General features: G+C 54.4%; 23 protein-coding genes. 8 read left to right on the forward strand and 15 right to left on the reverse strand.

Annotation, left to right across the window (positions count from 1 at the left end; genetic code table 11):
* Positions 1-242 precede the first annotated feature (242 nt).
* Complete coding sequence (ppx, locus tag DS878_RS03395; RefSeq protein WP_113814529.1) at positions 243-1,769, forward strand: exopolyphosphatase; 1,527 nt, start codon at positions 243-245, stop codon at positions 1,767-1,769.
* Positions 1,770-1,777: 8 nt separating this feature from the next.
* Here the strand turns inward: ppx and DS878_RS03400 are convergent, their stop codons facing one another.
* Complete coding sequence (locus DS878_RS03400) at positions 1,778-3,757, reverse strand: ATP-binding cassette domain-containing protein (protein WP_187298720.1); 1,980 nt, start codon at positions 3,755-3,757, stop codon at positions 1,778-1,780.
* A gap of 45 nt (positions 3,758-3,802) precedes the next feature.
* On the opposite strand from DS878_RS03400, the gene DS878_RS03405 reads away from it, so the two are divergent.
* The 3 genes from DS878_RS03405 (at position 3,803) to DS878_RS03415 (ending at position 5,622) form a co-directional block, all read left to right on the forward strand.
* On the forward strand, positions 3,803-4,360 hold the full coding sequence (locus DS878_RS03405; RefSeq protein WP_113814531.1) for a DUF2390 domain-containing protein: 558 nt from the start codon (positions 3,803-3,805) through the stop codon (positions 4,358-4,360).
* Positions 4,357-4,740 (forward strand): DUF4124 domain-containing protein, encoded by a 384-nt coding sequence (locus DS878_RS03410; protein ID WP_113814532.1) that lies wholly within the window; start codon positions 4,357-4,359, stop codon positions 4,738-4,740. The genes DS878_RS03405 and DS878_RS03410 overlap by 4 nt, the downstream gene beginning before the upstream one ends.
* 150 nt (positions 4,741-4,890) lie before the next feature.
* Complete coding sequence (locus DS878_RS03415; protein ID WP_113814533.1) at positions 4,891-5,622, forward strand: FKBP-type peptidyl-prolyl cis-trans isomerase; 732 nt, start codon at positions 4,891-4,893, stop codon at positions 5,620-5,622.
* 105 nt (positions 5,623-5,727) lie between these two features.
* Here the strand turns inward: DS878_RS03415 and rsd are convergent, their stop codons facing one another.
* A complete protein-coding gene (gene rsd / locus DS878_RS03420; protein ID WP_113814534.1) occupies positions 5,728-6,207 on the reverse strand; it encodes a sigma D regulator in 480 nt (159 codons plus the stop codon).
* 102 nt (positions 6,208-6,309) lie between these two features.
* Positions 6,310-6,816, reverse strand: a complete 507-nt coding sequence (locus DS878_RS03425) for a disulfide bond formation protein B (RefSeq protein ID WP_113814535.1) — start codon at positions 6,814-6,816, stop codon at positions 6,310-6,312.
* Positions 6,817-6,912: 96 nt separating this feature from the next.
* Here DS878_RS03425 and fliL point away from each other — a divergent pair, with 96 nt between their 5' ends.
* Positions 6,913-7,374, forward strand: coding sequence for a flagellar basal body-associated protein FliL (gene fliL, locus DS878_RS03430; RefSeq protein WP_187298721.1), 462 nt, complete (start codon positions 6,913-6,915; stop codon positions 7,372-7,374).
* Positions 7,375-7,391: 17 nt separating this feature from the next.
* On the opposite strand, the gene rmf is transcribed toward fliL, so the two are convergent.
* The 4 genes from rmf to DS878_RS03450 all read right to left on the reverse strand — a co-directional run bounded on the left by rmf (position 7,392) and on the right by DS878_RS03450 (position 13,465).
* A complete protein-coding gene (gene rmf, locus DS878_RS03435) occupies positions 7,392-7,607 on the reverse strand; it encodes a ribosome modulation factor (protein WP_113814536.1) in 216 nt (71 codons plus the stop codon).
* Positions 7,608-7,696: 89 nt separating this feature from the next.
* Positions 7,697-9,250 (reverse strand): glutamate--cysteine ligase, encoded by a 1,554-nt coding sequence (gshA, locus tag DS878_RS03440; protein ID WP_113814537.1) that lies wholly within the window; start codon positions 9,248-9,250, stop codon positions 7,697-7,699.
* 68 nt (positions 9,251-9,318) lie between these two features.
* On the reverse strand, positions 9,319-11,679 hold the full coding sequence (locus DS878_RS03445) for a Tex family protein (RefSeq protein WP_113814538.1): 2,361 nt from the start codon (positions 11,677-11,679) through the stop codon (positions 9,319-9,321).
* Positions 11,680-11,728: 49 nt separating this feature from the next.
* Positions 11,729-13,465 carry a putative bifunctional diguanylate cyclase/phosphodiesterase gene (locus DS878_RS03450; RefSeq protein WP_113814539.1) on the reverse strand — a complete coding sequence of 579 codons (1,737 nt, stop codon included), beginning with the start codon at positions 13,463-13,465 and terminating at the stop codon, positions 11,729-11,731.
* Positions 13,466-13,597: 132 nt separating this feature from the next.
* On the opposite strand from DS878_RS03450, the gene rep reads away from it, so the two are divergent.
* Complete coding sequence (rep, locus tag DS878_RS03455; protein ID WP_113814540.1) at positions 13,598-15,616, forward strand: DNA helicase Rep; 2,019 nt, start codon at positions 13,598-13,600, stop codon at positions 15,614-15,616.
* Positions 15,617-15,665: 49 nt separating this feature from the next.
* On the opposite strand, the gene DS878_RS03460 is transcribed toward rep, so the two are convergent.
* Positions 15,666-16,079, reverse strand: a complete 414-nt coding sequence (locus tag DS878_RS03460; RefSeq protein WP_113814541.1) for a c-type cytochrome — start codon at positions 16,077-16,079, stop codon at positions 15,666-15,668.
* A gap of 203 nt (positions 16,080-16,282) precedes the next feature.
* On the opposite strand from DS878_RS03460, the gene DS878_RS03465 reads away from it, so the two are divergent.
* Both DS878_RS03465 and DS878_RS03470 read left to right on the forward strand, forming a co-directional pair.
* Positions 16,283-16,621 carry a hypothetical protein gene (locus DS878_RS03465; protein ID WP_113814542.1) on the forward strand — a complete coding sequence of 113 codons (339 nt, stop codon included), beginning with the start codon at positions 16,283-16,285 and terminating at the stop codon, positions 16,619-16,621.
* 13 nt (positions 16,622-16,634) lie between these two features.
* Positions 16,635-17,759 (forward strand): phospholipase A, encoded by a 1,125-nt coding sequence (locus DS878_RS03470; RefSeq protein WP_113814543.1) that lies wholly within the window; start codon positions 16,635-16,637, stop codon positions 17,757-17,759.
* Positions 17,760-17,935: 176 nt separating this feature from the next.
* On the opposite strand, the gene DS878_RS03475 is transcribed toward DS878_RS03470, so the two are convergent.
* The 7 genes from DS878_RS03475 to DS878_RS03505 form a co-directional block, all read right to left on the reverse strand.
* Positions 17,936-19,297 carry a phosphomannomutase gene (locus tag DS878_RS03475; protein WP_113814544.1) on the reverse strand — a complete coding sequence of 454 codons (1,362 nt, stop codon included), beginning with the start codon at positions 19,295-19,297 and terminating at the stop codon, positions 17,936-17,938.
* 9 nt (positions 19,298-19,306) lie between these two features.
* Positions 19,307-19,783 (reverse strand): bacterioferritin, encoded by a 477-nt coding sequence (bfr, locus tag DS878_RS03480; protein ID WP_113814545.1) that lies wholly within the window; start codon positions 19,781-19,783, stop codon positions 19,307-19,309.
* Positions 19,784-19,949: 166 nt separating this feature from the next.
* Positions 19,950-20,156: a bacterioferritin-associated ferredoxin gene (locus DS878_RS03485; protein ID WP_113814546.1), complete on the reverse strand. Its 207-nt coding sequence runs from the start codon at positions 20,154-20,156 to the stop codon at positions 19,950-19,952.
* Positions 20,157-20,254: 98 nt separating this feature from the next.
* The gene (gene pepQ, locus DS878_RS03490) at positions 20,255-21,547 is read right to left on the reverse strand and encodes a Xaa-Pro dipeptidase (protein WP_113814547.1); all 1,293 of its coding nucleotides are present in this window, start codon (positions 21,545-21,547) and stop codon (positions 20,255-20,257) included.
* A complete protein-coding gene (locus tag DS878_RS03495) occupies positions 21,540-22,454 on the reverse strand; it encodes a LysR family transcriptional regulator (protein WP_113814548.1) in 915 nt (304 codons plus the stop codon). Before DS878_RS03495 ends, pepQ begins: the two co-directional genes overlap by 8 nt.
* Before the next feature lie 88 nt (positions 22,455-22,542).
* Positions 22,543-23,553 (reverse strand): ABC transporter ATP-binding protein, encoded by a 1,011-nt coding sequence (locus tag DS878_RS03500; protein WP_113814549.1) that lies wholly within the window; start codon positions 23,551-23,553, stop codon positions 22,543-22,545.
* Positions 23,550-24,560 (reverse strand): ABC transporter ATP-binding protein, encoded by a 1,011-nt coding sequence (locus tag DS878_RS03505; protein ID WP_113814550.1) that lies wholly within the window; start codon positions 24,558-24,560, stop codon positions 23,550-23,552. The genes DS878_RS03500 and DS878_RS03505 overlap by 4 nt, the downstream gene beginning before the upstream one ends.
* Position 24,561 lies beyond the last annotated feature (1 nt).

Below are 24,561 nucleotides of genomic sequence, written 5' to 3' on the forward strand. Positions count from 1 at the left end.
GACTGTTGCTGAAGGTCGTCATTATTAGCGAGACAACCCTTCACCCCCATCTCATTAGCGACTACTTTACGCGATTGGTCCGGCGTATGTGAAGCAGTAGATCCACCAGCTTGTCCCGGCGATCTCCTGACCCCAGTCAATTCAGACGGCTTTACGCCGACGTCATACCGGGGCATTTACTGACAGGTCCGGGGATTATCGCTTATAGTACACACAAGTTCATACCACAGGATCATGATACCGTGACGGCCACCTCTTCTGCCGCAAACGCTGCTGCTTTCCCGGATATGCTGGCCGCCATCGACATGGGCTCAAACAGTTTTCACATGGTCGTAGCCCGGCTTGTACACGGCGAAATCCGCACCGTGGAAAAAATGGGCGAAAAGGTACAGCTCGGCGACGGCCTCAACTCAGAAAACTACCTGACCGAAGAAGCTCAACAGCGCGGCCTTGACTGCCTGCGCCGGTTTGCCCAGCGCCTGAACGGTACCCCGCCGGAAGGCGTGCAGATAGTAGGTACCAATGCGCTCAGGGTGGCACGCAATGCCAACCAGTTTATAGCGAGAGCTGAAGAAGTCCTGGGTTATCCGGTGGAGATCATTGCCGGAAGGGAAGAAGCCCGGCTGATTTACCTGGGCGTTTCGCACACCCTGTCTGACGATGCCGGGCGACGGCTTGTAATTGATATAGGCGGTGGCAGCACCGAGCTGATTATCGGTGAGCGATTTGAGCCTCAGGAGCTGGAAAGCCTGCACATGGGCTGCGTCTCTTTCCGGAACCGGTACTTTGCTGACGGTCGTATTACCCGCAAACAAATGGATAAAGCCATCACCCACGCAGAACAGGAGCTTCTGAGCATTCGCAGACATTTTCGCTCGGTGGGCTGGAAAAGTTCAGTGGGCGCATCAGGCTCTATCAAGGCCATCAGCAACGTGCTGGCGACGCTCAAGATAACCGATGGCAGAATTACCCTGCCCGCCATGAAGGAATTGCGTGTGCGGCTGGTGGATATGGGGAATGTGGAAAAACTCAGCGAGCTCGGGCTGCGCCCGGATCGCCAGAACATTTTCCCCGCTGGCTTTGCAATCCTGATGGGCGCCTTTCAATCCCTTGATATACAGGACATGACCTTCGCTGACGGTGCGCTCAGAGAAGGACTGCTATATGGCATTGCCGGGAGAATTCAGCACGAAGACGTGCGGGAACGAAGCATCTCGGCTCTTCAGGGGCGGCACCTTCTTGACCGGAACCAGGGGGCTGCTGTCGAGGCAACTGCAATTGCAGCCTGGAAACAGATTGCAGGCCACTGGGGCCTCGACACAGTTGCAGATGAAGAAGTTCTGCGCTGGGCCTGCCAATTGCACGAAATTGGCCTGACCATATCCCACAGCCAGTATCACAAGCACGGAGCCTACCTGCTGAGATATACCGACATGGCAGGCTTCACCCAGCAAGCACAGATGGATCTGGCGGTTCTGGTGCGGGGCCATCGGCGCAAGTTCTCCGCCTCCATCTTTGATGGCGTTGACCCTGATGACCGGGATCGCCTGAAACACCTTTGCATCCTGTTGCGTCTCGCCGTGCTGATCCAGCATTCCCGTAATCTGGAACCACCACCAGCCTTCACACTGACCCCCCGGGAAAACGGCCTTTTACTGACCTTCCCCAAAGGCTGGTTTGATGAGCGCCCTCTGACACTTGCAGACCTGAAGAACGAACAGGACTATCTGGCCAAGCAAAATTTTGTGCTTGAACTGGCCGGAGGCTGACGGGCAATCTAGCCCGCCAGCTCCTCCTCCATCGCTTCGACCGTTTCACTGACATCAAGCCATTCCGCCTCAACATCCTCAAGTTCGGACCTGGCTTTCGACTGCTTGCCCAGCAGCTCTTTTAACCGGTGTTTAGATTCATCATCATACAAACCGGGGTCGGCAAGTTCTGATTCCAGTTCGCCAAGGGTTTCATGCAGAGACTCCATCTGCTTTTCCAGAGCTGCCTGTTTCTTGCGAAAAGGGCTCAGTTTCTGCCTGAGAGCCGCTTCAGCCCGCTTGCGACTCTTCCGGTCCTCAGCACTTTCTCCAACACCCGCCTCTGGCTCCCGAGGTGTAACACCGCTATCGGTATTTCCTGCATCAACCGATTGGCGTTTCGGAGCCTCAGTGTCGTCCTTGCGGCGGTCAGCCAGCCAGCGCTCATAATCTTCAAGGTCACCCTGATATTCCAGAACGCGGCCGTCGTTTACCAGCCAGAATTCATCAACGGTGTTACGAAGCAGGTGCCTGTCGTGGGATACCACTACAATGGCACCTTCGAAATTCTGCAGCGCCATGGTCAGGGCCTGACGCATTTCCAGATCAAGGTGGTTGGTTGGTTCATCCAGAAGGAGCAGGTTGGGCTTTTGCCAGGCGATAACCGCCAACGCAACCCTGGCCTTTTCTCCACCAGAGAATGATCGGATGGGGCTCAACGCTTCATCACCATGAAAATCGAAACCACCGAGAAAGTTCCGGATACTCTGCTCAGAGGCTCTGGGTGATAACCTTTGCAAATGGAGAAAGGGGCTTGCATCCAGATCCAGTGATTCCAGCTGATGCTGGGCAAAGTATCCGATTGCCAGGTGTTCGCCACATGTCCGTTCACCAGACAGGAGCGTACTCACTGTTCCTTCTTCACCATGCCCCAGCAAAGCATCCATCAACGTGGATTTACCGGCGCCGTTTGGTCCAAGCAAGCCAATACGACTTCCCGGCAGGAGAGTCAGATTGATCTCTTTGAGAATCACGGTTTCACCATGCCCCGCCTGGCCATTCCGTATGGAAAGCAGCGGGTTGGAGACTTTGTCTGAAACGGGGAATTCGAAACTGAATGGAGAATCAATATGCGCAGGGGCAATCTTTTCCATCCGCTCCAGTGATTTTACCCGGCTCTGCGCCTGCCGGGCCTTGGTGGCCTGAGCCTTGAAGCGGTCAATAAAGCGCTGGATTTCAGCTATTCTTGCCTGCTGACGTTCAAAACCCGCCTGTTGCTGCGCGAGTCGTTCGCTGCGCTGACCTTCGAACGCGGAGTAGTTGCCGGTATATAGCTCCAGCTTGCGCTGATCAAAATGAACCACGTGAGTTGCGACCCGATCCATAAAGTCCCGGTCGTGAGATATAAACAGCAGTGTACCGTCGTAACGGCGCAGCCAGTTCTCCAGCCACAGGCATGCGTCCAGATCCAGGTGGTTAGTCGGCTCATCCAGCAATAAAAGATCCGAAGGCCGCATCAGCGCCTGCGCAAGGTTCAACCGGATGCGCCAGCCGCCGGAAAACGACGATACAGGCCGGTCTGCATCACCATTCTGGAACCCAAGCCCCCTTAGCAACGACTCTGCACGCCTGGCTGCAGACCAGGCTTCGTGTATATCAAGCTCGCCGTGTATGTGAGCAATTGCGTTATCATCACCCCGGGCTTCAGCCTCCTGAAGTTCTCTCTCAAGCCGGCGCAAATCAAGATCACCGTCGAGCACAAAATCCCTTGCGCTTCGCCCCGTCGCCTCAACTTCCTGCGCCATATGGGCAATGCGACAACCACCAGGAAGTGACACACTGCCCTGTTCTGGTGCCAACTGGCCCAGCAATAACTGAAAAAGGCTGGATTTACCGGCACCATTAGCACCTACAATGGCCACACGCTGGCCAGATTGCACAGTCAGAGAGACGGAATCTAGCAACCAGAGGCCACCCCGTTGTAAACTGAGATCGGTTATCGTTAACATGTTTTCATATAATCAACGTAAATTGTCAGGGACGGTTCAGCGCTCATGCCGGTAAGCTTGGAAGCCAACCCGAATTTACCACCAGAAACCATGGCGTTACCGGAACATTTAGAGCTGGAAAACCCGCTTTGGCGGTTTGCACTGTCATTCTGGCAAGACTCGCTGGCGCAGGAAACCTGCTTGGCTCTTCAAAATGAAGGCTGGAGCGTAACACGAATTTTATGCGCCGGTTGGCTTGCTCTTGACGGCAGGGCGTACACCGGGATCGAGGACGCTAAGGTAACAGAGTGGCGGAGTCGTGTAACCGGCAGCTTGCGCAAGATTCGCAAGTCTGTGCCAAAGTCCCAGGCTTCATATGCTGCTTTGCGCTCAAGCCTGGCTAACCTTGAGCTGGAGTCAGAGCGTATCGAACTGGCTTTGGCATGGCAGACTTTAATAACGCCCAACCCGGAACAGAGTAACATGCGTGAACGTGACAATCTGATCCGACTCAATCTCGCAGCTGCAGCTCCGGCATCCGGCTTGACCGCAGATACCCGGCAGCTCCTGAGTACATTGGGCGATATGTTCATCGCCTTCCCACAGGGGAACACACAGCCATGATGATCAAATGGCTTGTTCGGCTCTCGTTTCCAGCTCTCGGTCTGCTATTACTGCTGATGTTCTTCGGCCTTAATGACCCTGACCAGGCATCAGAACCGGTTGCGGAAGAAGCTCAGCCAGACATACCCGCGTTTGAGGGACTGGTACCCTCTCCTATTCCAACAGAAGGCCCCGATATCGTCTTCAAGTGGAAGGATACTGACGGCCACTGGCATTACGCTGATCAGCCACCGGAACAGGGGCCATGGAATACGCTGGCCATAGAACGAGCAGACAAGAACAGACCACCAGCCAGAACACCTGATCCTGAGACTGACTGGCAATCACCGTACAGCGCGCCTTTTTATCTTGACCCGAGCGCTGGAAGCAATGGTAGCTGACCAGACGAGGCCTTGACTGCAGATAAGGGAGAGCAGCTCCTTAACAGATGTTCAGTGGAATCTCTGCTCCGAACCCGTTACCTTTTCCGCTCAGACAAACACAATATGCGAGCTGATGCCCGCGCCTTAATGACCCAAAAGGATGATGTAATGAAAAAAACGCTGCTTGCACTGGCGATGACTGGCATGATTGCCGGCTGCTCAACTCCACCAGAAACCCCGGTGGACCCGAAACTGGACTCTACCGACCAGAAAGTCAGCTATGGCATGGGCCTGGTACTGGGTGAGCGGATGAATAATGATCTGCCGAATCTGCAGATGGACCAGTTTCTTCAGGGCATTCAACACGGCCACGCCGGCGACGAAGAAAGCAAACGCATGAGTCGTGAAGAAATCCAGCAGGCGCTGATGGAATATCAGCAAACACTGCAGGAAGAACAAAGCAAACAGATGGAAGAGCTGGCACAGAAAAACCTTGAGGCCGGTGAAGCTTTCCTTGCAGAAAATGCTGAACGAGACGGCATTGAAACAACCGAGTCAGGCCTTCAGTTCGAAGTGCTGGAAGAAGGCGACGGTGAGAAACCAGCCGCAACTGATATGGTACAGGTGCACTATACCGGCACGCTTATATCCGGCGAAGTCTTTGATAGCTCTCGCGAACGGGGTGAGCCAGTGACTTTCGGCCTGAATCAGGTTATTCCAGGCTGGACCGAAGGCCTGCAACTAATGAGCGAAGGCTCCCGTTACAAGCTTTATATCCCGTCTGAAATGGCTTATGGCCCGGGCGGCAATCGCGCGATCGGCCCGAACGAAACTCTGGTTTTTGATGTCGAGCTACTGGCTATCAACCCGGGAGCAGAAGAAGACGCGGCTTCCGAGTAATCTGGCAGACTCATATCCGCGGCTTCAGTTAATCTGAAGTCGCAAAAAAGCCTCAGTCGGTATCACCCGCTACTGAGGCTTTTTTTTGCGTGCGTTATCGCCGGGTCAGACTTGCGCCACCTTGCCCGCATGCACATTGTGGAGATGCTCAATGAGAAAATCTTCCATCTCAAAGCGATTCGCCAGGGTTTCACCCAAGCGGGAAAGTTCATCGAACAGGGTTTTCACTTCGTGCTCCGACAGTTCCCCTTCGTTCAGCTGGTCATTAAAATTAAGGGCGACTTCTGTGGTTTGCTCAATCTGCGGATAAACCTTCGCCGCCAGCTCCAGCCCACCATCATTGAACTCCCGGGCTTCTCTGACCAACTGTTCATAAATCTCAAAGTGGCCGGTAGACACATAATCTACCAGTACCTCACAAAGCCGCACGAACTTTTGTTTCAGGGCAGCTGTCTGAGAGAAGTCGCTTTCTCCGGACAGATCACAATAGTGAACCAGTAGCTCCTGGCGATCCCTGAGCCAACGGTCAATAAGCTCGCTGACGCCACCCCAACGCTCCCTGGCATTCCGGCAATTTTCCAACATGACGCCTGTTCTCCGATTTATAATCCAACCAGTCAGCCCTGATGCTGATATTCGTTAAGTCAGGCTCAAGTTAACCCAAGCCCGCTGCCTGTCGCAACCGTTTCAGCCAGAGATCCAGCCTTTTGGTTTTCCCCGGTGGAACAACATACCCAGGCCCAGAATCACCAGCAAAGCGAAAAATACTGCCGTCCAGCCGGGAATACTTAACCCGAGAAAACGCCAGACTACGGCCGCACAGTCCCCGGTACCTCTTATAGCGGTAGAAAGCACCTCTCCCAGGGGCAACACATCAAGCATGTATTCCACAGAAGGGCCACATGCCGGCACCTGATCCTCCGGCAGGTTCTGCAACCATAACTGGCGACCCGCCAGACCAAGGCCTGCACCGGCGGTCACCGCAAGCAGCAGGCCGTATATACGCACCCCCAACTGCCCCGGGCCGTGCAAAGCAGCCACAAAGCTCACGATACCCACACCCATAAAGCCGAAGCGCTGAAGCCAGCATAAAGGACAAGGCTCAAGCCCCATCACATGCTCCATGTAAAATGCCACACCCAACAACCCGGAACAGACTACAAAGACAAGTGCAAAAACTGCTCTTACTTTCACAAAGTTTCCTCGGTTTTTGACAAATACTCCGCCGGGCCTGCTATTCTCGGTCTATCCGGCGGAAACGCTGCTGATTTTGTCACTAAACCCTAAACCATGACTAACTGCAAGCTTATGACACCTCAGCCAAAATTCGTTTTATTCAGCCTGCTGCTCCTGTTCTCGATGGCCCCAGCTGCCTGGGCGGAAGAAACTACCGGTACTGACGGGGAAACAGGCGAAGAATCAAATGTCACCGATTATATTGCCATGGAGCCCGCATTCGTAACCCACGTGGGCACCCCGGGTGGAAAACTGACTTACCTGAAAGCTGCAGTGACCCTGCGGGCTTCCCGACAGACCACACGGCCAGCCATTACAGCCCACATGCCCAGGCTACGCCACGAGCTTGTGATGCTGTTTGGTGAGCAGACAGATACAGAAACGCTGACGACAATGGACGGCCAGCAGGCCCTGCGTGAAGAAGCGAAATCCAGAATAAACGCGGTGCTGGAAGAACAACAAACCGGCGAAGCTGTCACCGGCGTGCTGTTTACAGAATTCGTGGTGCAAAAATAGCGCAGAAAAAGAAGTCTTCAGGCAGTCCGGGAAAACAGGTCGTCACCTATGGCGGGTTTTCCCGGAGCAGAATCACCGGCATCATCCCAGCCGGCCTCCCAGGCCGCCACAACAACTTCGCCGCGGTAAGGGCAACGAGTCTTGTCCATACCCATTGAAGCCGCCATGTAACCCTGGCGATATGCTTTGTTCAGTGCCCCGACATCCCAGCCGAGTTTGATATCCCTTGCCATGCCACTTCTCCCTGTAACCGATGCTGTCCAAATTACCACCGGCGTCAGAAAGTGACAAACTTTTGTTCGGTTTCTGTGCCTCAAGCCCGTCAGGAACGAAGATACTGCTCTAGAAAATCACCGAACGCCAAAGTGTCTGAGGCCTCCAGCTTTTTCTGCTCTGCCAGCGAATCCTTACTGGCGGTAATGAATTCAGACTGCACGCTGGCGGCCAGGCCTTCCTGCCGCAGTGTGTTCTGGTGCCTGAGAGCCAGATCCATGGCCCAGTCACAATGCCCTGCCCCTGATGCCCGCATCTCATCAATAACCCGCGCAGAGGGCACCTGGCGGTCTCCTGACAATACCCTTTGCTGTGCTGACAAGGCATTGCGATAGACTTCACCACCATTCCAGCCATCCAGCATTTCAGCCAGCGACTCCAGCCGGCTCAGCGCCGCCCTGGCTGCATCTCCAATAGGCGAAGACCCGCCATCCCGGCACACAATGAGTTCTCTGTCCCGGCCTCTCGCGACTACGTCTTTGAAACTGTCGTCCAGCACCTTGCACTCAGAATCATCAATTCGCGGCGATTCCGATAGCAGACAATCCAGCAGGAACAGATCAAGAAAGTCGATCTGGGCCTCATTGATACCAACCGGAGAGAAGGGGTCCAGATCCAGGCAACGTACCTCAACATACTCCACACCACGGGCGTCGAGGGCCTGAATCGGCTTTTCTCCGCTGTGAGCCGTGCGTTTCGGGCGGACAGCACTGTAGTACTCGTTTTCAATTTGCAGCACGCTGGTGTTGATCTGGATAAACTCGCCGTTTCGTCGGGTGCCTATGGCTTCGTAGGCTGGCCATTTGGTATGAATAGCCCGGTCCAGAGTCTGTGTATAGGTGCCGAGTTTGTTAAAGCAGATGTTCAGGGAAGACTGGGCATTATTGTGGTAACCCAGATCGCCCATGCGCAAGGACGTCGCTCGCTCACCGTACCAGGTGCGATCATCAAAGCGGCTGAGGTCGTGGCGTACCCCCTCGACAAAGCTCGCATCCAGCGCCGGAGAAGCACCGAACAGCAGCATCAGTAACCAGCTTCGGCGGCGGAAATTGCGGATCAGCCAGAAATACTGATCGGATTTAAAATCCTTCAGGCTTTGCTGGTCACCAAGCGCCGTCTGCCACTTTTCCCAGAAGCTGTCCGGTAACGAGAGGTTATAGTGTGCGCCGGCAATGCTCTGCATCATTCGCCCGTAACGAACAGCCAGCCCCTGCCGGTATACGTGCTTGAGACGTCCGATATTCGAAGTTCCGTACTCTGCAATCGGAATACTGGCATCACCATCCAGCTCACAGGGCATGCTGGCGGGCCAGAAAACCTCATCACCCAGATTCTGCTGAACAAAGCGATGAGTATTTCGCAGAGATTCCAGCATCTGTGCAGTGCTGCTGCATACTGGCGTTATCAGCTCCAGAAGGGACTCGGAATAGTCCGTTGTAATGGAGGGATGCATCAGCGCGGAGCCCAGGGCCTCCGGGTGTGGCGTCTGTGCGATGAACCCGTTGCGATCAACACGCAGACCTTCCTTCTCTACCCCTTTCAGAAACCCGTTCCAGTCACTGGCAGCGAACTGGCGGAAAACAGAATGGCGGGATTCGGCCATGATAGACTCCTGCTGCAACCAACTACGCCTTGCGGGCGTAGTTGGTTGGTGGAAATAATTGAAACAGCTTAACGCTTATCCTTACGGGCCGATGCAAACGCCTGCGCCAAGGCTCCTGCCATGGCACCCTGATCAGCGCCCTTGTTCTGGCCTTTGGATGCAGACATACCGGATGCCTGCGTACTGCGGTTACCCGCCGGCTGGCGACCTTCTGATCGTGCGGAAGCCGGCCGTCTTGAACCTGACTTCTCACCCGGCTGGTCGTCCATGCGCATGGACAGCGCTATTCGTTTGCGGGGTATGTCCACTTCCATCACTTTAACCTTCACGATATCCCCGGCTTTGACCACTTCACGGGGATCTTTCACGAAGGTATGAGAAAGCGCGGAAATATGCACCAGCCCGTCCTGATGAACGCCGATATCCACAAATGCGCCGAAATTGGTGACGTTCGTGACAGACCCTTCCAGAATCATTCCTGGCTCCAGGTCGCCAAGGGTTTCCACCCCGTCCTCAAAGCTCGCAAACCGAAACTCAGGACGCGGGTCCCGGCCCGGCTTCTCAAGTTCCGACAGGATATCCCGTATGGTTGGGACACCGAACTTATCGGTTACGTAATCCTGGGGATTCAGGCCACGCAGAAACGCTGCATCGCCGATAATGTCGTCAACTTTACGATTATTCTTTGCAGCAATAGCCTCAACCACACCATAGGCTTCAGGGTGGACAGATGACCGGTCCAGGGCGTTTTCTCCGCTGGCAATGCGCAGAAAGCCTGCCGCCTGCTCGAAGGTTCGATCACCCAGCCGGGCCACTTTCAACAGCTGCTTACGGTTACGGAACATACCGTTCTGATTTCGGTAATCAATAATATTCTGGGCTATGGTCTGGTTCAGACCAGACACTCGTGACAGCAGGGGTGCTGAGGCTGTGTTCAGATCCACACCAACACCGTTAACACAGTCTTCAACAACGGCATCCAGACTGCGGGAAAGCTGAACCTGGGATACGTCATGCTGGTATTGGCCAACGCCAATGGACTTGGGCTCAATCTTCACCAGCTCCGCCAGCGGATCCTGCAGGCGCCGCGCAATCGAGACGGCGCCACGAATGGTGACATCCAGATCAGGCAGCTCTTTGGAAGCAAATTCCGAAGCCGAATAAATCGATGCTCCAGACTCGCTTACTACAATCCGGGCAAGCTTGAGCTCCGGATAACGCTTGCAGAGATCGCCGACCAGTTTCTCAGTTTCCCTGGATGCTGTTCCGTTGCCAATGGCGACCAGCTCAATGTGATATTCACGACACCAGGCTGCGAGCTTCTCAATAGAGCTGTCCCACTGGTTTTTGGGCGCATGAGGAAAGATGGCTCCATGCCCGACAACCTGACCTGTGCCGTCAATAACAGCTACCTTCACACCCGTTCGCAAGCCGGGGTCCAGCCCGAGAGTCGGACGCGGCCCGGCAGGAGCCAGCAATAGCAGGTCTTTGAGATTGGCCGCAAAGACGTTGATAGCCTCTGTTTCGGCTGCTTCACGCACCTGAGACACAAGATCAGTCTCGATCTGTGTAGACAGCTTCACCCGCCAGGTCCAGCGCACTACCTCTGACAGCCATTTATCAGCTGCGCGACCGTTATCCCGGATGTTCCAGCGGGCAGCGATGCGTTGCTCCGCCGGGTGCGGCTGGCGACGATCATCCTCTGCATCACCTACAACCAGTGTGTAGGCAAGAATGCCTTCATTGCGGCCACGCAGAATTGCCAGAGCACGATGTGACGGCACTTTCTTCAGGGGCTCTACATGATCGAAATAATCCCTGAATTTAGCGCCTTCGTTCTCTTTACCCTCGATCACCGTAACCTTCAGTTGCCCTTGCTGCCAGATAAGGTCTCGCAGCTCACCCAGGAGTTCTGCGTCTTCAGCAAAGCGTTCCATCAGGATGTAACGGGCACCATCGAGGGCAGCTTTGGTATCAGCAACGCCGGCATCCGCGTTGATATAAGCTTCAGCCGTCGCTTCCGGCTCCAGTGTCGGGTCGCCATACAAAGCGTCAGCCAGAGGTTCAAGGCCAGCTTCGCGGGCAATCTGGGCTTTGGTACGACGTTTGGGCTTATAGGGAAGGTAAAGATCTTCCAGGCGGTTCTTGGTATCGGCATCCTGAATGCTGGCCCGCAGTTCATCGGTCAGCTTGCCCTGCTCCTCAATGCTCTTGAGAATAGTGCCGCGCCGATCCTCCAGTTCGCGGAGATAGCGCAGGCGTTCTTCAAGGGTACGCAACTGGCTGTCATCCAGAGAACCAGTCACTTCTTTACGATAACGGGCAATAAACGGAACGGTGGAACCTTCGTCCAACAGGGCGACGGTGGCATTGACCTGCTGCTCTCGTATACCGAGTTCGTCAGCAATTCGCCTGGAAATACTGTTCATGCAACCTCTGCTTGATGCTTTTCAGATAAAGCAGCAAAGGTACAGCGGCTTACAGTTGCAGGCAAGCGGACTGGCCTCGCTCGTGCAGAAATTGCACAAGATCAGCCCAAGGCAGGGGGCGGGCATAATAATAGCCCTGAATTTCATCACACTGCTGCTGGCGCAGAAACTCCAGCTGGCCTTCGGTCTCAACACCCTCGGCTACAACGCTCATCTGGAGGCTGTGCGCCAGGCTGATAATGGCCCGAATAATGTGCTCGGCATCCGCAGACTCACCCAGAGCCTGCACAAAGGACTTATCAATTTTAACCAGGGCGATCGGCAGATGCTGGAGATTGCTGAGAGAGGAAAAGCCGGTCCCGAAATCATCAAGCGCGAAACTGATGCCTAACTGATTGAGTTCACGCAGGCAGCGCTGAGCGTATTCAGGATCATGCATCATGGCGCTTTCCGTCAGCTCAAGCTCAAGCAAACTGGTATCGATGTTAGCGTTGAAGATGATCCGGAATATGGTTTCCGTCATTTTGCGGTCATGGAACTGCCTGAAGGAAAGGTTAACGGCAAATACCAACCCGGGGAACCCGAGCTCAGCAGACTCATGCAGGCGCCGGCAGGCCTGCTCGATCACCCAGTAACCAATAGGAACAATCAGACCACTGCGCTCGGCGACAGGTATGAACTCTTCCGGCCCAACCAGGCCCCGCTCAGGGTGGTTCCAGCGCACCAGGCACTCAACACCACGCACCTCGTTGCTGGCCAGATCAATTCTTGGCTGATAGTACAACTCCAGTTCATTGCCTCTCAGCGCATTACGAAGGTCTGCCTCCAGCCGAAGCTGATAGCCAGCTGAAACATGCAACTGTCGATCGTAGAAACGGTAGCTTGTGCCCGGATCCCGCTTGGCTTCAAACATCGCCCGGTTCGCTCTGCGCATGAGGTTTTCGGGGCTATCCCCGGCTTCAGGATAAGTAGCCACACCCAGACTGGCACTGATCACCACACTTTGCCCATCAATAATTACCGGCTCATCAAGGGCGCTAACAACCTTTCGGATGATTTGAGTAATATCCAGTGAATCTTCTATTTTCTCAATGATAATGGCCAGTTCGTCACCACCAATGCGCATCAGGGAATCTACCCGGCGCAACCCCTGGCGCACCTGAGCCGCCACCATAATCATCAACTGGTCACTTTTCTGATAACCAAAGGACTCGTTCAGGCTGCGGAAATCATCGATATTCAGGTGCAACAACGCCAGCCGGTAACATCCCCGCTGGGCCCTGAGGAGCGCTTGTTGCAGCCTGTCGAAGAACAGATCCCGGTTAATAAAGCCGCTTGCGATCCCCCGGCCCAGCTGGCTATGGGTGGAATTAGCCAACTGCTCACGGTACCAGGTGCATTTCACTGCTCTGCGAAAACTCCAGTAATCAAGCTCCTGACGACTCAGGTAGTCTGCTGCACCAGCAGAAAGTAACTCCGCCGCACGTTCCCATGGTTTTTCCGCGCTCAATGCCAGAACTGGCCGGCCGCCGCTGGCAACTTCCAGATACTGCAAAAAAGCGGTTTCTGAGCCGCCATGAAATACGCAGTTCCAGACAATAACGTCAAACTTTGCATTGCGAATCAGGTCGTCACAATCCACCAGGTCCGGGCACCAGGTCGAATCCGGATTTACCTCAGGATCGCCTGTCAACAGTGCCCTCAACCAGAGAAAGTCGGCATAACACGGAGTCAGAACCAGAACGCGAAGCTGGTCATGTCCGACAGTTTCCAGTGGCAAGGTCATTAAGCGTGGGTCCATGGGTACGTGAGCAAATTAAAAGGATAGCTGATAGATCGACAAGGTACAGGCAGCGTGGTGTAGACTATTGTCTTACCAAGGGCTCCCTCCGTTTCAATCCATTCTGGCTGTGTATTTGTGAACAAACTTAATCCGCGACAAAATGAGGCCGTTCGCTACACCGACGGCCCGCTTCTGGTACTGGCTGGTGCGGGCAGTGGAAAAACCAGCGTAATCACCCGGAAAATCGCCTATCTGATTGAACATATTGGCATCCCGGGGCGCCATATCGCCGCCGTTACATTCACCAACAAAGCCGCCCGCGAAATGAAAGAGCGGGTAGGCCGGATTGTCGACCGTAAGCTGGCCCGCGGGCTTATCGTATCTACCTTTCACAATCTCGGGCTGAACATGATCCGGGAAGAATATACTCACCTGGGATATCACCCGGGCTTCTCCATTTTTGACGCTGAAGATGCCAAAGCCCTGTTACGGGATCTCATGCTCCGTGAGGCCAGCGCCGATGCCGGCGATGAACTCAACGATGTCCAGATGACGATCTCTTCCTGGAAAAATGCCTTGCGCAGCCCTCCGGAAGCATACAGCAAAGCAGCGGATGAGAGGGAACAACGCATTGCTACAGTCTACAAACATTATAACGAGTACCTGAAGGCATACAACGCCGTCGACTTCGACGACCTGATTCTGCTTCCGGTACAACTATTCCGCAGCAATCCCGAGGTGCTTGCAAAATGGCGCCGGAAAATCCGCTACATGCTGGTGGACGAGTACCAGGATACCAACCTGTGCCAGTATGAGTTGGTAAGAATGCTGGTCGCAGAGCGTTCTGCCTTTACTGTTGTTGGTGATGATGACCAGTCAATTTACGCCTGGCGAGGTGCACGGCCAGAAAACCTGGCTCAGCTCAAGGATGACTTTCCAAGCCTGAAAATTGTGAAACTGGAACAGAATTACCGCTCCACTTCACGCATTCTACGCAGCGCCAATACCGTTATCGCCAACAATCCCCACGTGTTCGAAAAAGCCCTGTGGAGCGACCATACCATTGGTGACGAGATCCGCATTGTCCGGTGTCGCAACGAAGACGCCGAAACCGAGCGGGTTGCAACCGAAATTCTTGACCAGAAGCTCAAAAAGGGACTTTCGTTCCGGGACTTCGCCGTGCTTTACCGGGGTAACCATCAGGCCCGGCTGCTGGAGATGAAACTGCAGGCCTACCAGATTCCTTATCGCATATCCGGCGGTCAATCGTTTTTCTCGAAAAACGAAATCAAGGACGCCATGTCGTATCTGCGCCTGCTGATCAACCCGGACGACGACGCAGCCTTCTTGCGGGTAGTTAATGTACCAAGGCGCGAAATTGGCCCGCGCACGCTTGAGCAACTCAGCCACTATGCCCGCGCGCGCAACGTAAGCCTTTTCCGGTCACTCAGTGACATGGGTGCGGAAACCCATGTCACCGAGAAAGGCCTGGACCGGCTGCGGCGTTTTGCACACTGGGTAGATGCAACCTGCGAGCGGCTGCACAGCGAAAACCCCGTGCCTGTTATCAAACAGCTATTCACAGATATTGAGTATGAAGAGTGGTTACATCAGAACTCCGGAACACCCAAGCAAGCTGAAAGACGCATGGAAAACATCTGGTACCTGGTGGATTCAATCCAGCGAATGCTGGACGACGGAAAAGGCACTGCTGACGAACTGGGCATCGAAGATGCCATCACCAAACTGATTCTGCGCGACATGATGGAGCAGCGTGAAGAAGAGGACGACAGTGACAAGGTTCAACTGCTGACCCTGCACGCATCCAAAGGCCTGGAGTTTCCTCACGTGTTTATTCTTGGCCTGGAGGAAGAGATTCTGCCGCACCGTTCCAGCATTGAAGAGGGTAATATCGAGGAGGAGCGGCGCCTGATGTATGTGGGAATAACCCGCGCAAAAGAAACGCTGACCCTGACCTACGCTGCGCAGCGCAGACAATACGGGGAAAAGATTGAAACCATTCCCAGCCGGTTTCTGGATGAACTCCCGGAAGACGATGTGCGCTGGGAGGGCACCGGAGATCTGGATGCAGAAGCCAACCAGAAAAAAGGCAAGGCTACGTTAAGCGCCCTTCTCGGTGATCTGGGGCTCTGAAAGCAAAAACCCCGCATTCAGCGGGGTTTTGACAGCAAGCACCTGAATCCTACTTACTCTCTGCCACCATGTGTTCCACAGCCGCCTGGATTTCTTCATCCGCGCAGCTGGCACAGCCACCTTTGGCTGGCATGGCGTTAAAGCCATTGAGCGCATGATTGAGCAGTGTTTCCATACCCTTATCGATACGAGGTGCCCAGGCATCAGCGTTGCCAATAACCGGTGCACCTGCTGCTCCAGTGGTATGACACGCCATGCACACAGCGCCATAAACTTCGCTGCCTGAACGTGGGCCCGCACTGGCCGTTTCGGTTGCAGCAGCGGCTTCACCGCATTCCTCACCCTGCAGACAGACCTCGCCGACAGGCTGAATACGCGCACGAATTTCATCTTCAACACTTGCCATAGCGGCGCCGGCAGTAATGCCAAAGCCGAGCAGTACGACAGCCAGGACTCTCTTCATCTTCACAATGCACCTCGCATTTGAGCGTTATAATATTTGGTTGCCGCATTATAGCGACTGAACCCCGGCAAAAAAACCAAATAGCAAAATCATAAATTGATTTCCACCATTTTTATTGCCATTACTTAAGCGTGGAGACTCTGCCCCGACATCCGGTTACCATGTCGCAGATTACTTACTCCCGACCTTTCAGGACCCTATTCATGAACCGCCCGGAGAAACCCTTTCCTCACCCCATGCGCAAATCACTCCTGATTACGGAATTCAGTGCGCTGGCAATTCTACTGGCATCAATGGGCTGGTTCTCAAGCCAGACAGATACTGGCCATAGTATCAACCCCGCGTGGCTCCTGGTACCCGCACTCGCGAGCCTTGCAGTTTTCCTGAGCTTCATCGGCCTGATGTACCTGCGATGGATCATAGCTGCGAGTGCCGAGAATCAGCGTCGACACAAAATCGTTTTTTCATTATTGGCTATCACCCTGATCGGCGTCTGGGTTTACGGCATTGCCAATACGTGGCTCAGCCTCAATGCAGCATAGAGAGACCCGGACCATGCATAATCACCTCAGTACCAGGGCTTCTGCGGCAGCCACCCTCGCTTTGCTGTGGCCGGCACTGACGACCGCACAGGAAGCCGGCTCAGCAGGCGACCCTCTTGTCACATCCCCGGAAAATTGCGCGCTGATTCAGGATGGAGTGCAACGCCTGGCCTGCTACGACTCTTTTAACGATCCGCAAACCGCCCGTGATCAGGCCAGTGAGCAGGAAGTGAATGATACCGAGCAGGCGGTCGATACAATGGCCCCTGACAAGGATGCCCTGGATCAGGTTGCTGAGGTTTCCGGTGAGGATGAGCCAGACAGCAACGTCATGAACAACATGCTCAACAACTACATAACGGCCGAGAAGGCCCTGTTCTCATTTTCAGGCAGTTTTATAAGCCACCGCCCCACGTACATCCTGCCGATTACCCGGATGGATGATCCAAACAACATACCAACCAATCCAAGGCTGGGTGCCACCGGCTACGATTACGGTTTGGAGAATGAGGAAGCCAAATACCAGATCAGCTTTAAGGTTCCTCTGCTGACGGGCTTACTGGAAGACCGTACAACTTTGTGGTTCGGTTATACGCAACGCTCATTCTGGCAGGTTTACAACCAGGATGAATCTGCCCCCTTCCGGGAAACCAATTATGAACCTGAGATTTTCATACGCCATCAGACAAACTGGAATCTGGGTTCCGCGACACTAAGCGGCATAAAGGTCGGGTTCAACCATCAATCCAACGGTCAGTCGGAACCCCGCTCCCGGAGCTGGAACAGGATTATGGCGAGCGCAGGATTTACACGTGATCGCTGGCTGTTTGTTTTGGAGCCATGGTACCGGATTCCGGAAAGCAGCAAAGATGATAACGAAGACATCGAAAGTTACCTGGGGCATGCCAACTACTACGCTATTTACAAGCTTGCAGAAGACAGGACGCTTTCATTGAAACTGATGAACAATCTACGCTCGGACAATCGCACGTCGGTTGAATTTGGTTACAGCTTTCCCATTGGCGATACGGTCAAGGGATTCTTCCAGTACTACAACGGATACGGGGAGAGCCTGATTGATTACAACCATCGGATTGAGCGGTTCGGGCTTGGGATTATGCTGAACGACTGGTTCTGAGTTTTATCAGGCTGCGGTGCAAGCTGGGCTGGTGGTACGAGTTGCGAAAACACGCTCCTTGCGGCACATCCATGTGACGCTTGGGCTCCGCCATCCATGGCTCCGCACAGTTTTCGCAACTCGGACCACCAGCCCAACCGCCCCAACTAAGAAATAGCCTGAGGCAAAAGTACAAATCATCCCTGCAGATTATTCAACCGCTCCATTTCTGCGAGCAACTCTTCAGTTTTTGCTTTCATCAATGGTATGTCACCGCGAGATTCCACGTTCAGGCGAACAACGGGCTCCGTATTGGACATGCGCAGGTTGAAGCGCCAGTTATCGAATTCCACGCTGAGGCCGTCTACATAGCTGACGCTTTTCGCGTTGGCGCCGTATTTTTCCTCAATAGCTGCAATCACCCTGGCCGGCTCGTTGATGGTGCGGTTGATTTCGCCGCTGGCCGGGTAGGCTTCGATGCGAGCGTCGATAAGAGAGGAAAAGGGCTTTCCGGACTGGCACAGACGTTCCGCGATCAGCAACCAGGGAATCATGCCACTGTCACAGTAGGCAAAATCCCGAAAGTAGTGATGGGCGCTCATTTCCCCGCCGTATACGGCATCTTCATCGCGCATACGCTGTTTGATGAAGGCGTGTCCGGTTTTACTTTCAATAGCTTCACCACCGGCAGCTTGTACCAGATCCTGAGTGTTCCAGATCAGTCTCGGATCATGGATAACCTTACCTGGGCCGGTTTTACGCAGGAACTGATCTGCCAACAGGCCAACAATGTAATAGCCTTCTATAAACCGGCCATTTTCATCGAAAAAGAAACAGCGATCATAATCGCCGTCCCAGGCAATGCCCATGGCCGCACCCTGCTCAATTACGGCATCGGCGGTAGCCGCCCGGTTTTCTTCAAGAATCGGGTTGGGCACACCGTTGGGGAAATTACCATCTGGATTATGGTTCACTTTGACGAACTCGAAAGGCAGGTGTTTTTCGAGTTCATCGATGATCAGCCCGGCACCACCATTACCGGCGTTGACGACAATCTTCATGGGGCACAGAGAAGCTGCGTCGATGTATCCCAGCAGGTGGTCTATATAGGCGCTGGTAACTTCCAGTGTTTCGTATTTACCCGGGACAGGTGCGTCGGTAAAGGGCTCGGGCACCCGGTCACGGATATCATTCAGTCCGTTATCGGAGCTGATCGGGCGGGATTCCGGCCCCACCATTTTCATACCGTTGTGATTTTTGGGGTTGTGGCTGGCGGTGACCATAATGCCACCATCCATGTCGTAATGGCTGGTAGCAAAGTACACACACTCGGTACCACACAGGCCTATATCGAACACGTCGGCACCTGCAGCCATGAGGCCGGAGTTCAGGGCTTCAGCAATTTCAGGGCTTGAAAGGCGAATGTCGTAACCAACAATCACTTTTTTCGCACCAGTAATTTCCACGTAGGCACGCCCGATACGTTCTGCAAGCGCCGGATTCAGCTGCTCCGGTACGCTGCCGCGCAGGTCATAAGCTTTAAAACAGGACAGGTCCATTGTCGGTCTTTACTCCGCAGCAGAAGATTGCAGTTGGATGTAGTTCTGAATGCCCATCTGGTTGATCATTTCCAGTTGAGTCTCAAGCCAGTCAATATGCTCTTCCTCACTGTCCAGAATGCTGCGGAACAGCTCACGGCTTGTGTAGTCGCCGACTGACTCACAGTAGACAATCGCTTCTTTCAGATCTACGTGGGCAATGTGTTCGATCTTCAGGTCGCACGCAATCATCTCCTCAACGTGCTCACCGATCATCAGTTTGTTCAGGTCTTGCAGGTTAGGCAACCCTTCCAGAAACAATATGCGCTCAATCAGCTGATCGGCGTGTTTCATCTCATCAATGGATTCTTCGTATTCCTTGGCCGCAAGCTTGGTGATACCCCAGTCTTTATACATACGCGAATGCAGAAAATACTGGTTGATAGCCGTCAGTTCATTGGCAAGGACTTTATTCAGAAACTGGATGACTTTTTTGTCGCCTTTCATTGCAGCACTCCTCAATCCTGGCCGGCTGAGAACCTTTTCTGGTGAAAGGCACACCGACTGGCTGGTTCGGGTTCAATAAGCTCTCTGAGCTCTCTCGTCACCCAATAAGGATAGCGCTTTAAGGCGCATTACAAAATTGCGGAAAGGAAATAAACCTCAACAGGCGTCAGGCAGGGGTTGCCAGCATATTTGCCAGTGACAGGTAATCCTGTGAGCGGTTCTCACGCAGAATACCCCGTGCCGTGCAGGCACAGCGTCCACACTGAGTGCCTACGCCCAGCTCTTTACCAAGCTGACGCATGGACGACACTCCGTTTTCTGCGGCTTCGCGGATGTCCCGGTCTGTGACTCCGTGGCACAGGCATACATACATAATGCGTTCTCACTAACGACAACAAGTTTAGTGATAATTATTGTCATTAGCATCAAGAATTGCAAGCCCCTTATTTTGCTTCCTTGTAACAACAGGTTTCAGGCCTCAGCCTCCCGGGTCAGGTTCCGATATCCTGAGTCCGTAACCACTACATTGTCTTCTATGCGTATGCCCCCGCACCCCTGAAGCTCATCAATCAACGAGTGGTTCAAATGGTGCCCGAAGGGGCCAGCCAACAGGGGCTCCAGCAAAGAGGGTATAAAATACAACCCCGGCTCAATGGTCACCACCATGCCTGGTTCCAGCGTTCGCGTCAGTCGAAGAAAGGGGGCGTCTGCAGGAGGTGGTACAGGTTTACCGGCAACATCGTGCACCTGAACTCCGAGAAAGTGCCCGATGCCATGGGGGAAAAAGGCCCGCGTAATACCTTCAGACACCATCTCCTCTTCACTCAGATCCTTGACCAGGCCGGCAACACTGAGCAATGCGGCGATGCCCTGGTGGGTTTTACGGTGGATATCGACGTAATCAACACCTGGGGCCACCATGCCGCAGAGCCGGAACTGCAGTTGTTCAAGCCCCTGCACCAGTGCACCAAAGCGGCCTTCTCCCAAACCAGCCGTAGTACGGGTGATATCGGAGCAGTAGCCCCGGTAACGCACGCCGGCATCAATCAGCATGCTACGGGATCTGGCAGGCGCAACGACATCGTAGTACTGGTAGTGCAATGTACCTGCGTGCTCATTTACACCAATAATGCTGTGATAAGGCGCGTCAGCTTCACGCTGCTGTGTTGCGAGCTGGTAAGCCAGGCTGATTTCAAATTCACTGGCACCGGCCAGAAAGGCATCACGGGCAGCGCGGTGGCCTGCTATTGCCAGCTTGCTGGCCTCAGCCATGCAAGCTATTTCATAGGCGGTCTTGTGTATCCGCGTTTCATCAAGCGCAGCACAAAGCGGGCCGGGATTATGCTCTCCGGGAACCTTCCCCAGCAGCGAAGGATCGCCGATAACAGCTAAACGCCCCACACCATCCAGCTCCGGTGCAGAGCGGTTCTCACTGAAGCGAAGCTCGAATTCCGACAGCCATGGCTCCTGAGCCAGCTCAAGGCTCGCATGCCAGAAATCAACGGGCTGGTGCAATGACAGTAGCGGCTTCTGGCCTTTCCGAATCAGCAGCCATGCGTGCTCAAAACCGGCAAGTCCTGTCCAGTGCACGAATGGCCCATAGCCATGAAAATGCCAGGATTGATCATCACCATAGCGCATGGGAGCTGCGCCTGAGCTCACAAGCAGGCTGTCATAACCCTTCTCTTTCAGAACCTGCTCATAGCGGCCCCGCAAAGTAGTCACGTGAGCAGTCTGAAGAGATAGCAAATCGGTATCAGGCATGTTGGTTTTCCAGTTTTTTCCAAAGAGTCAGAAGATCGTCTGAGCGTGCTTCATGCCGGCGGATGAGCCGGATTTCCAAAGGCACATCCCAGCGTTCATCACCTGCCCGTGTAAGGCTGCCAAAATGCTCGCTCTTTTCCGTCATCCGGCCAGGCAGCCAGCCCATTCCAAAGCCCTGCTTTACCAGCGCCTTGATGCTTGCCGACTGGGTGTTTTCGTTCAGTGGCAGGAGGTTTACGGATTCCTTGCTACGGGCCAAATGCGCTTCAATGGCAGACTGCAAAAAACCCCGCGAGTGGTAAGCAATCAGTGGTACTGTCTGCCCGGCCGTGCCCGGCAGGGGAAACCGTGGCTCGCCATTGCTGCCTGCAACACTCACCGGCACCAGCGACTCCCGGGCAAGAATAATGGATTCATAGTCTCCTCGGGCCAACCGGTCACGCCATGGCAAGTCCTGATGCCAGTAGCACAACACGAGATCACATTCGCCACTATCCAGAGCATCCAGAAACTGCTCCCCAACCCAGTTGGTAGCTTTGAGGTTAAGCTGCAGACGATCTTCGACTCCCGCCTCGCTGGCCCAGCGCTGATAAAAATGAGAGAACAGCCCCTGGGTTGAGCCCACGCTGATGCGCGCAGAAACCTCAGCTTCCATGTCGGCAATCTGGCTGCGCACATCCCGGACATCCCGCGTTACCCGCTGACAGAGTTCAAAAAAACACTCTCCGGCTGGCGTCAGAGACAGAGGCAGTGTCTGCCGGTTGATCAGAGTTGCGCCCATGGCTTCTTCAAGCAGCTTGATGCGACGACTGAACGTAGGCTGGCTCACGTGCTGCAGTTCTGCAGCACGTGAAAAATGGCGAGTGCGCGCCAAAGCCATAAAGTCTTCCAGCCAGCGTATTTCCATGGGCTCCCCGAAGAATGACAGGTAAAAGGTGACAGTTGATCAAAGACTACGCACTGGACGCATCATAGCGTATGGAGCAGTCGCCAGCTCACAACCGCGCTTCCTCCACCGCATGGCAGGCCACCTGGGCACCGCCATCAGTGGCGATAAGCCGGGGTATTTCCTGACGACAGCGTTCGTTGGCATAAGGACAGCGACCATGGAATACACAGCCGGATGGCAGATTGACCGGTGTCGGCACCTCACCCTGCAGACGAATGTGGCTGGGCCTGTCGTCTTCGAGCCTGGGGATCGCCGACAACAGTGCCTGGGTATAGGGGTGGCGTGGCTCTGCGAACAGCGTCTTGGTATCTGCCAGTTCGCACACCCGCCCGAGATACATCACTGCCACCCGGGTACCAAAATGCTCTACCACCGCCAGATCATGGGTAATGAACAGATAGGTCAGGTTTCGGGTTTCCTGGGCGTCCATCAGGAGGTTCAGAACCTGAGCCTGGATAGAGACATCCAGCGCCGAAATAGGCTCATCTGCCACAATAAACTCGGGATCTACCGCCAGCGCCCGGGCTATAGCGATGCGCTGACGCTGGCCGCCAGAGAATTCGTGACCAAACCGGCTGCCCCAGTCAGGATCTATTCCCACCGACTGCATCACTTCCTGCACCTTGCTGCGCACTTCATCGCGCACAAGCTCCGGGTGATGAAAATGGATCGGCTCTTCCAGAGTCTGCTGAATTGTCATACGCGGATTCAGAGACGCATACGGATTCTGGAATATCATCTGCATTTTCCGGCGATACGGCAGCACATCCCGGCCTTTGAGAACATCAATACGTTTGCCGTCATAATGCACCTCTCCCGCGCTGGGCGATAACAAGCCCATAACCGTGCGGGCGACCGTAGACTTGCCGCAGCCGGATTCGCCAACCACACACAAGGCCTCGCCTTTGTGTACCTGGAGATCAACACCGTTGATGGCATGAACGGCTTCCTGCCTGCGCTGGAAACGGCCGTTCCGAAAGGTGATCTGCTCCAGCAGGCTGCCAGACAGATCAAACCGTTTTTCCAGCCCGCGAATTTCAACCAGTGGGGAGGTCATGATCCGGCCTCCTGCATTTGCTTCTCCTGCTCAATCAGATTGCTCACCTCGTAACACGCCACATCTACATTTCCGGAGCGTACATACTCAGGCATGGTTTTCCGGCACTGATCTGTCGCAAAGGTGCAACGAGGATGAAAGGGGCAGCCTGACGGCACATTCTTGAGGGACGGCATGGAGCCCGGGATCTGGAACAGCCGCGCACCTGGCTCGCCCATCTGGGGCAAGGCATTGATCAGCCCCTGAGTGTATGGGTGCTGGGCATCATTGATAACCTCCCGGGTCGGCCCCTGCTCGATTATGCGGCCGGAATACATCACCAGCATGCGCTGGGTGACCTGGGAAACCACCCCCAGGTCATGGGTGATCAGCATCAGTGCTACATTTTCCTGTTCGCACAGGTCCAGCAGCAATGCCATGATTTCTGCCTGTATGGTCACATCCAACGCGGTGGTGGGCTCATCGGCAACGATGATTTCCGGTTCCAGCAACAGCGCAATGGCGATGATGACCCGCTGGCGCATACCACCGGACAACTCGTGGGGATACTGATCGAGCCGCTTCTCAGGCGAAGGAATCTGCACCTTGCGCAGTTTGCCCAGAGCGATTTCCCGTGCCGCTTTTGTGCTGACCCGACGATGGGCCTTGATGGCTTCCACCATCTGGGTGCCAATGCTCAGCACCGGATTGAGCGTCATCATGGGATCCTGGAAAATCATGGCAATACGATTACCGCGGATCTTGCGCAGTTCCCGCTCGCTCATCGCCGCCAGATCCCTGCCATCGAACAGAATTTGTCCACCGGCAATATAACCCGGGCGGGCAATCAGATTGAGGATCGAGAAGGCCGCTACAGATTTACCCGCACCGGACTCTCCGACCAGGCCCAGCCGTTCACCCTTGTCGAGGCTGAAGCTGATACCGCGCAGGGCTGTAAGGTCGCCCCCACGGACAGCAAACCGTACATCCAGATCTTTTACTTCCAGCAATGGTGTGTTGTTTTTCATG

Origin of the sequence: Marinobacter sp. F3R11, assembly GCF_003318275.1 — a bacterium.
Taxonomy (GTDB): domain Bacteria; phylum Pseudomonadota; class Gammaproteobacteria; order Pseudomonadales; family Oleiphilaceae; genus Marinobacter.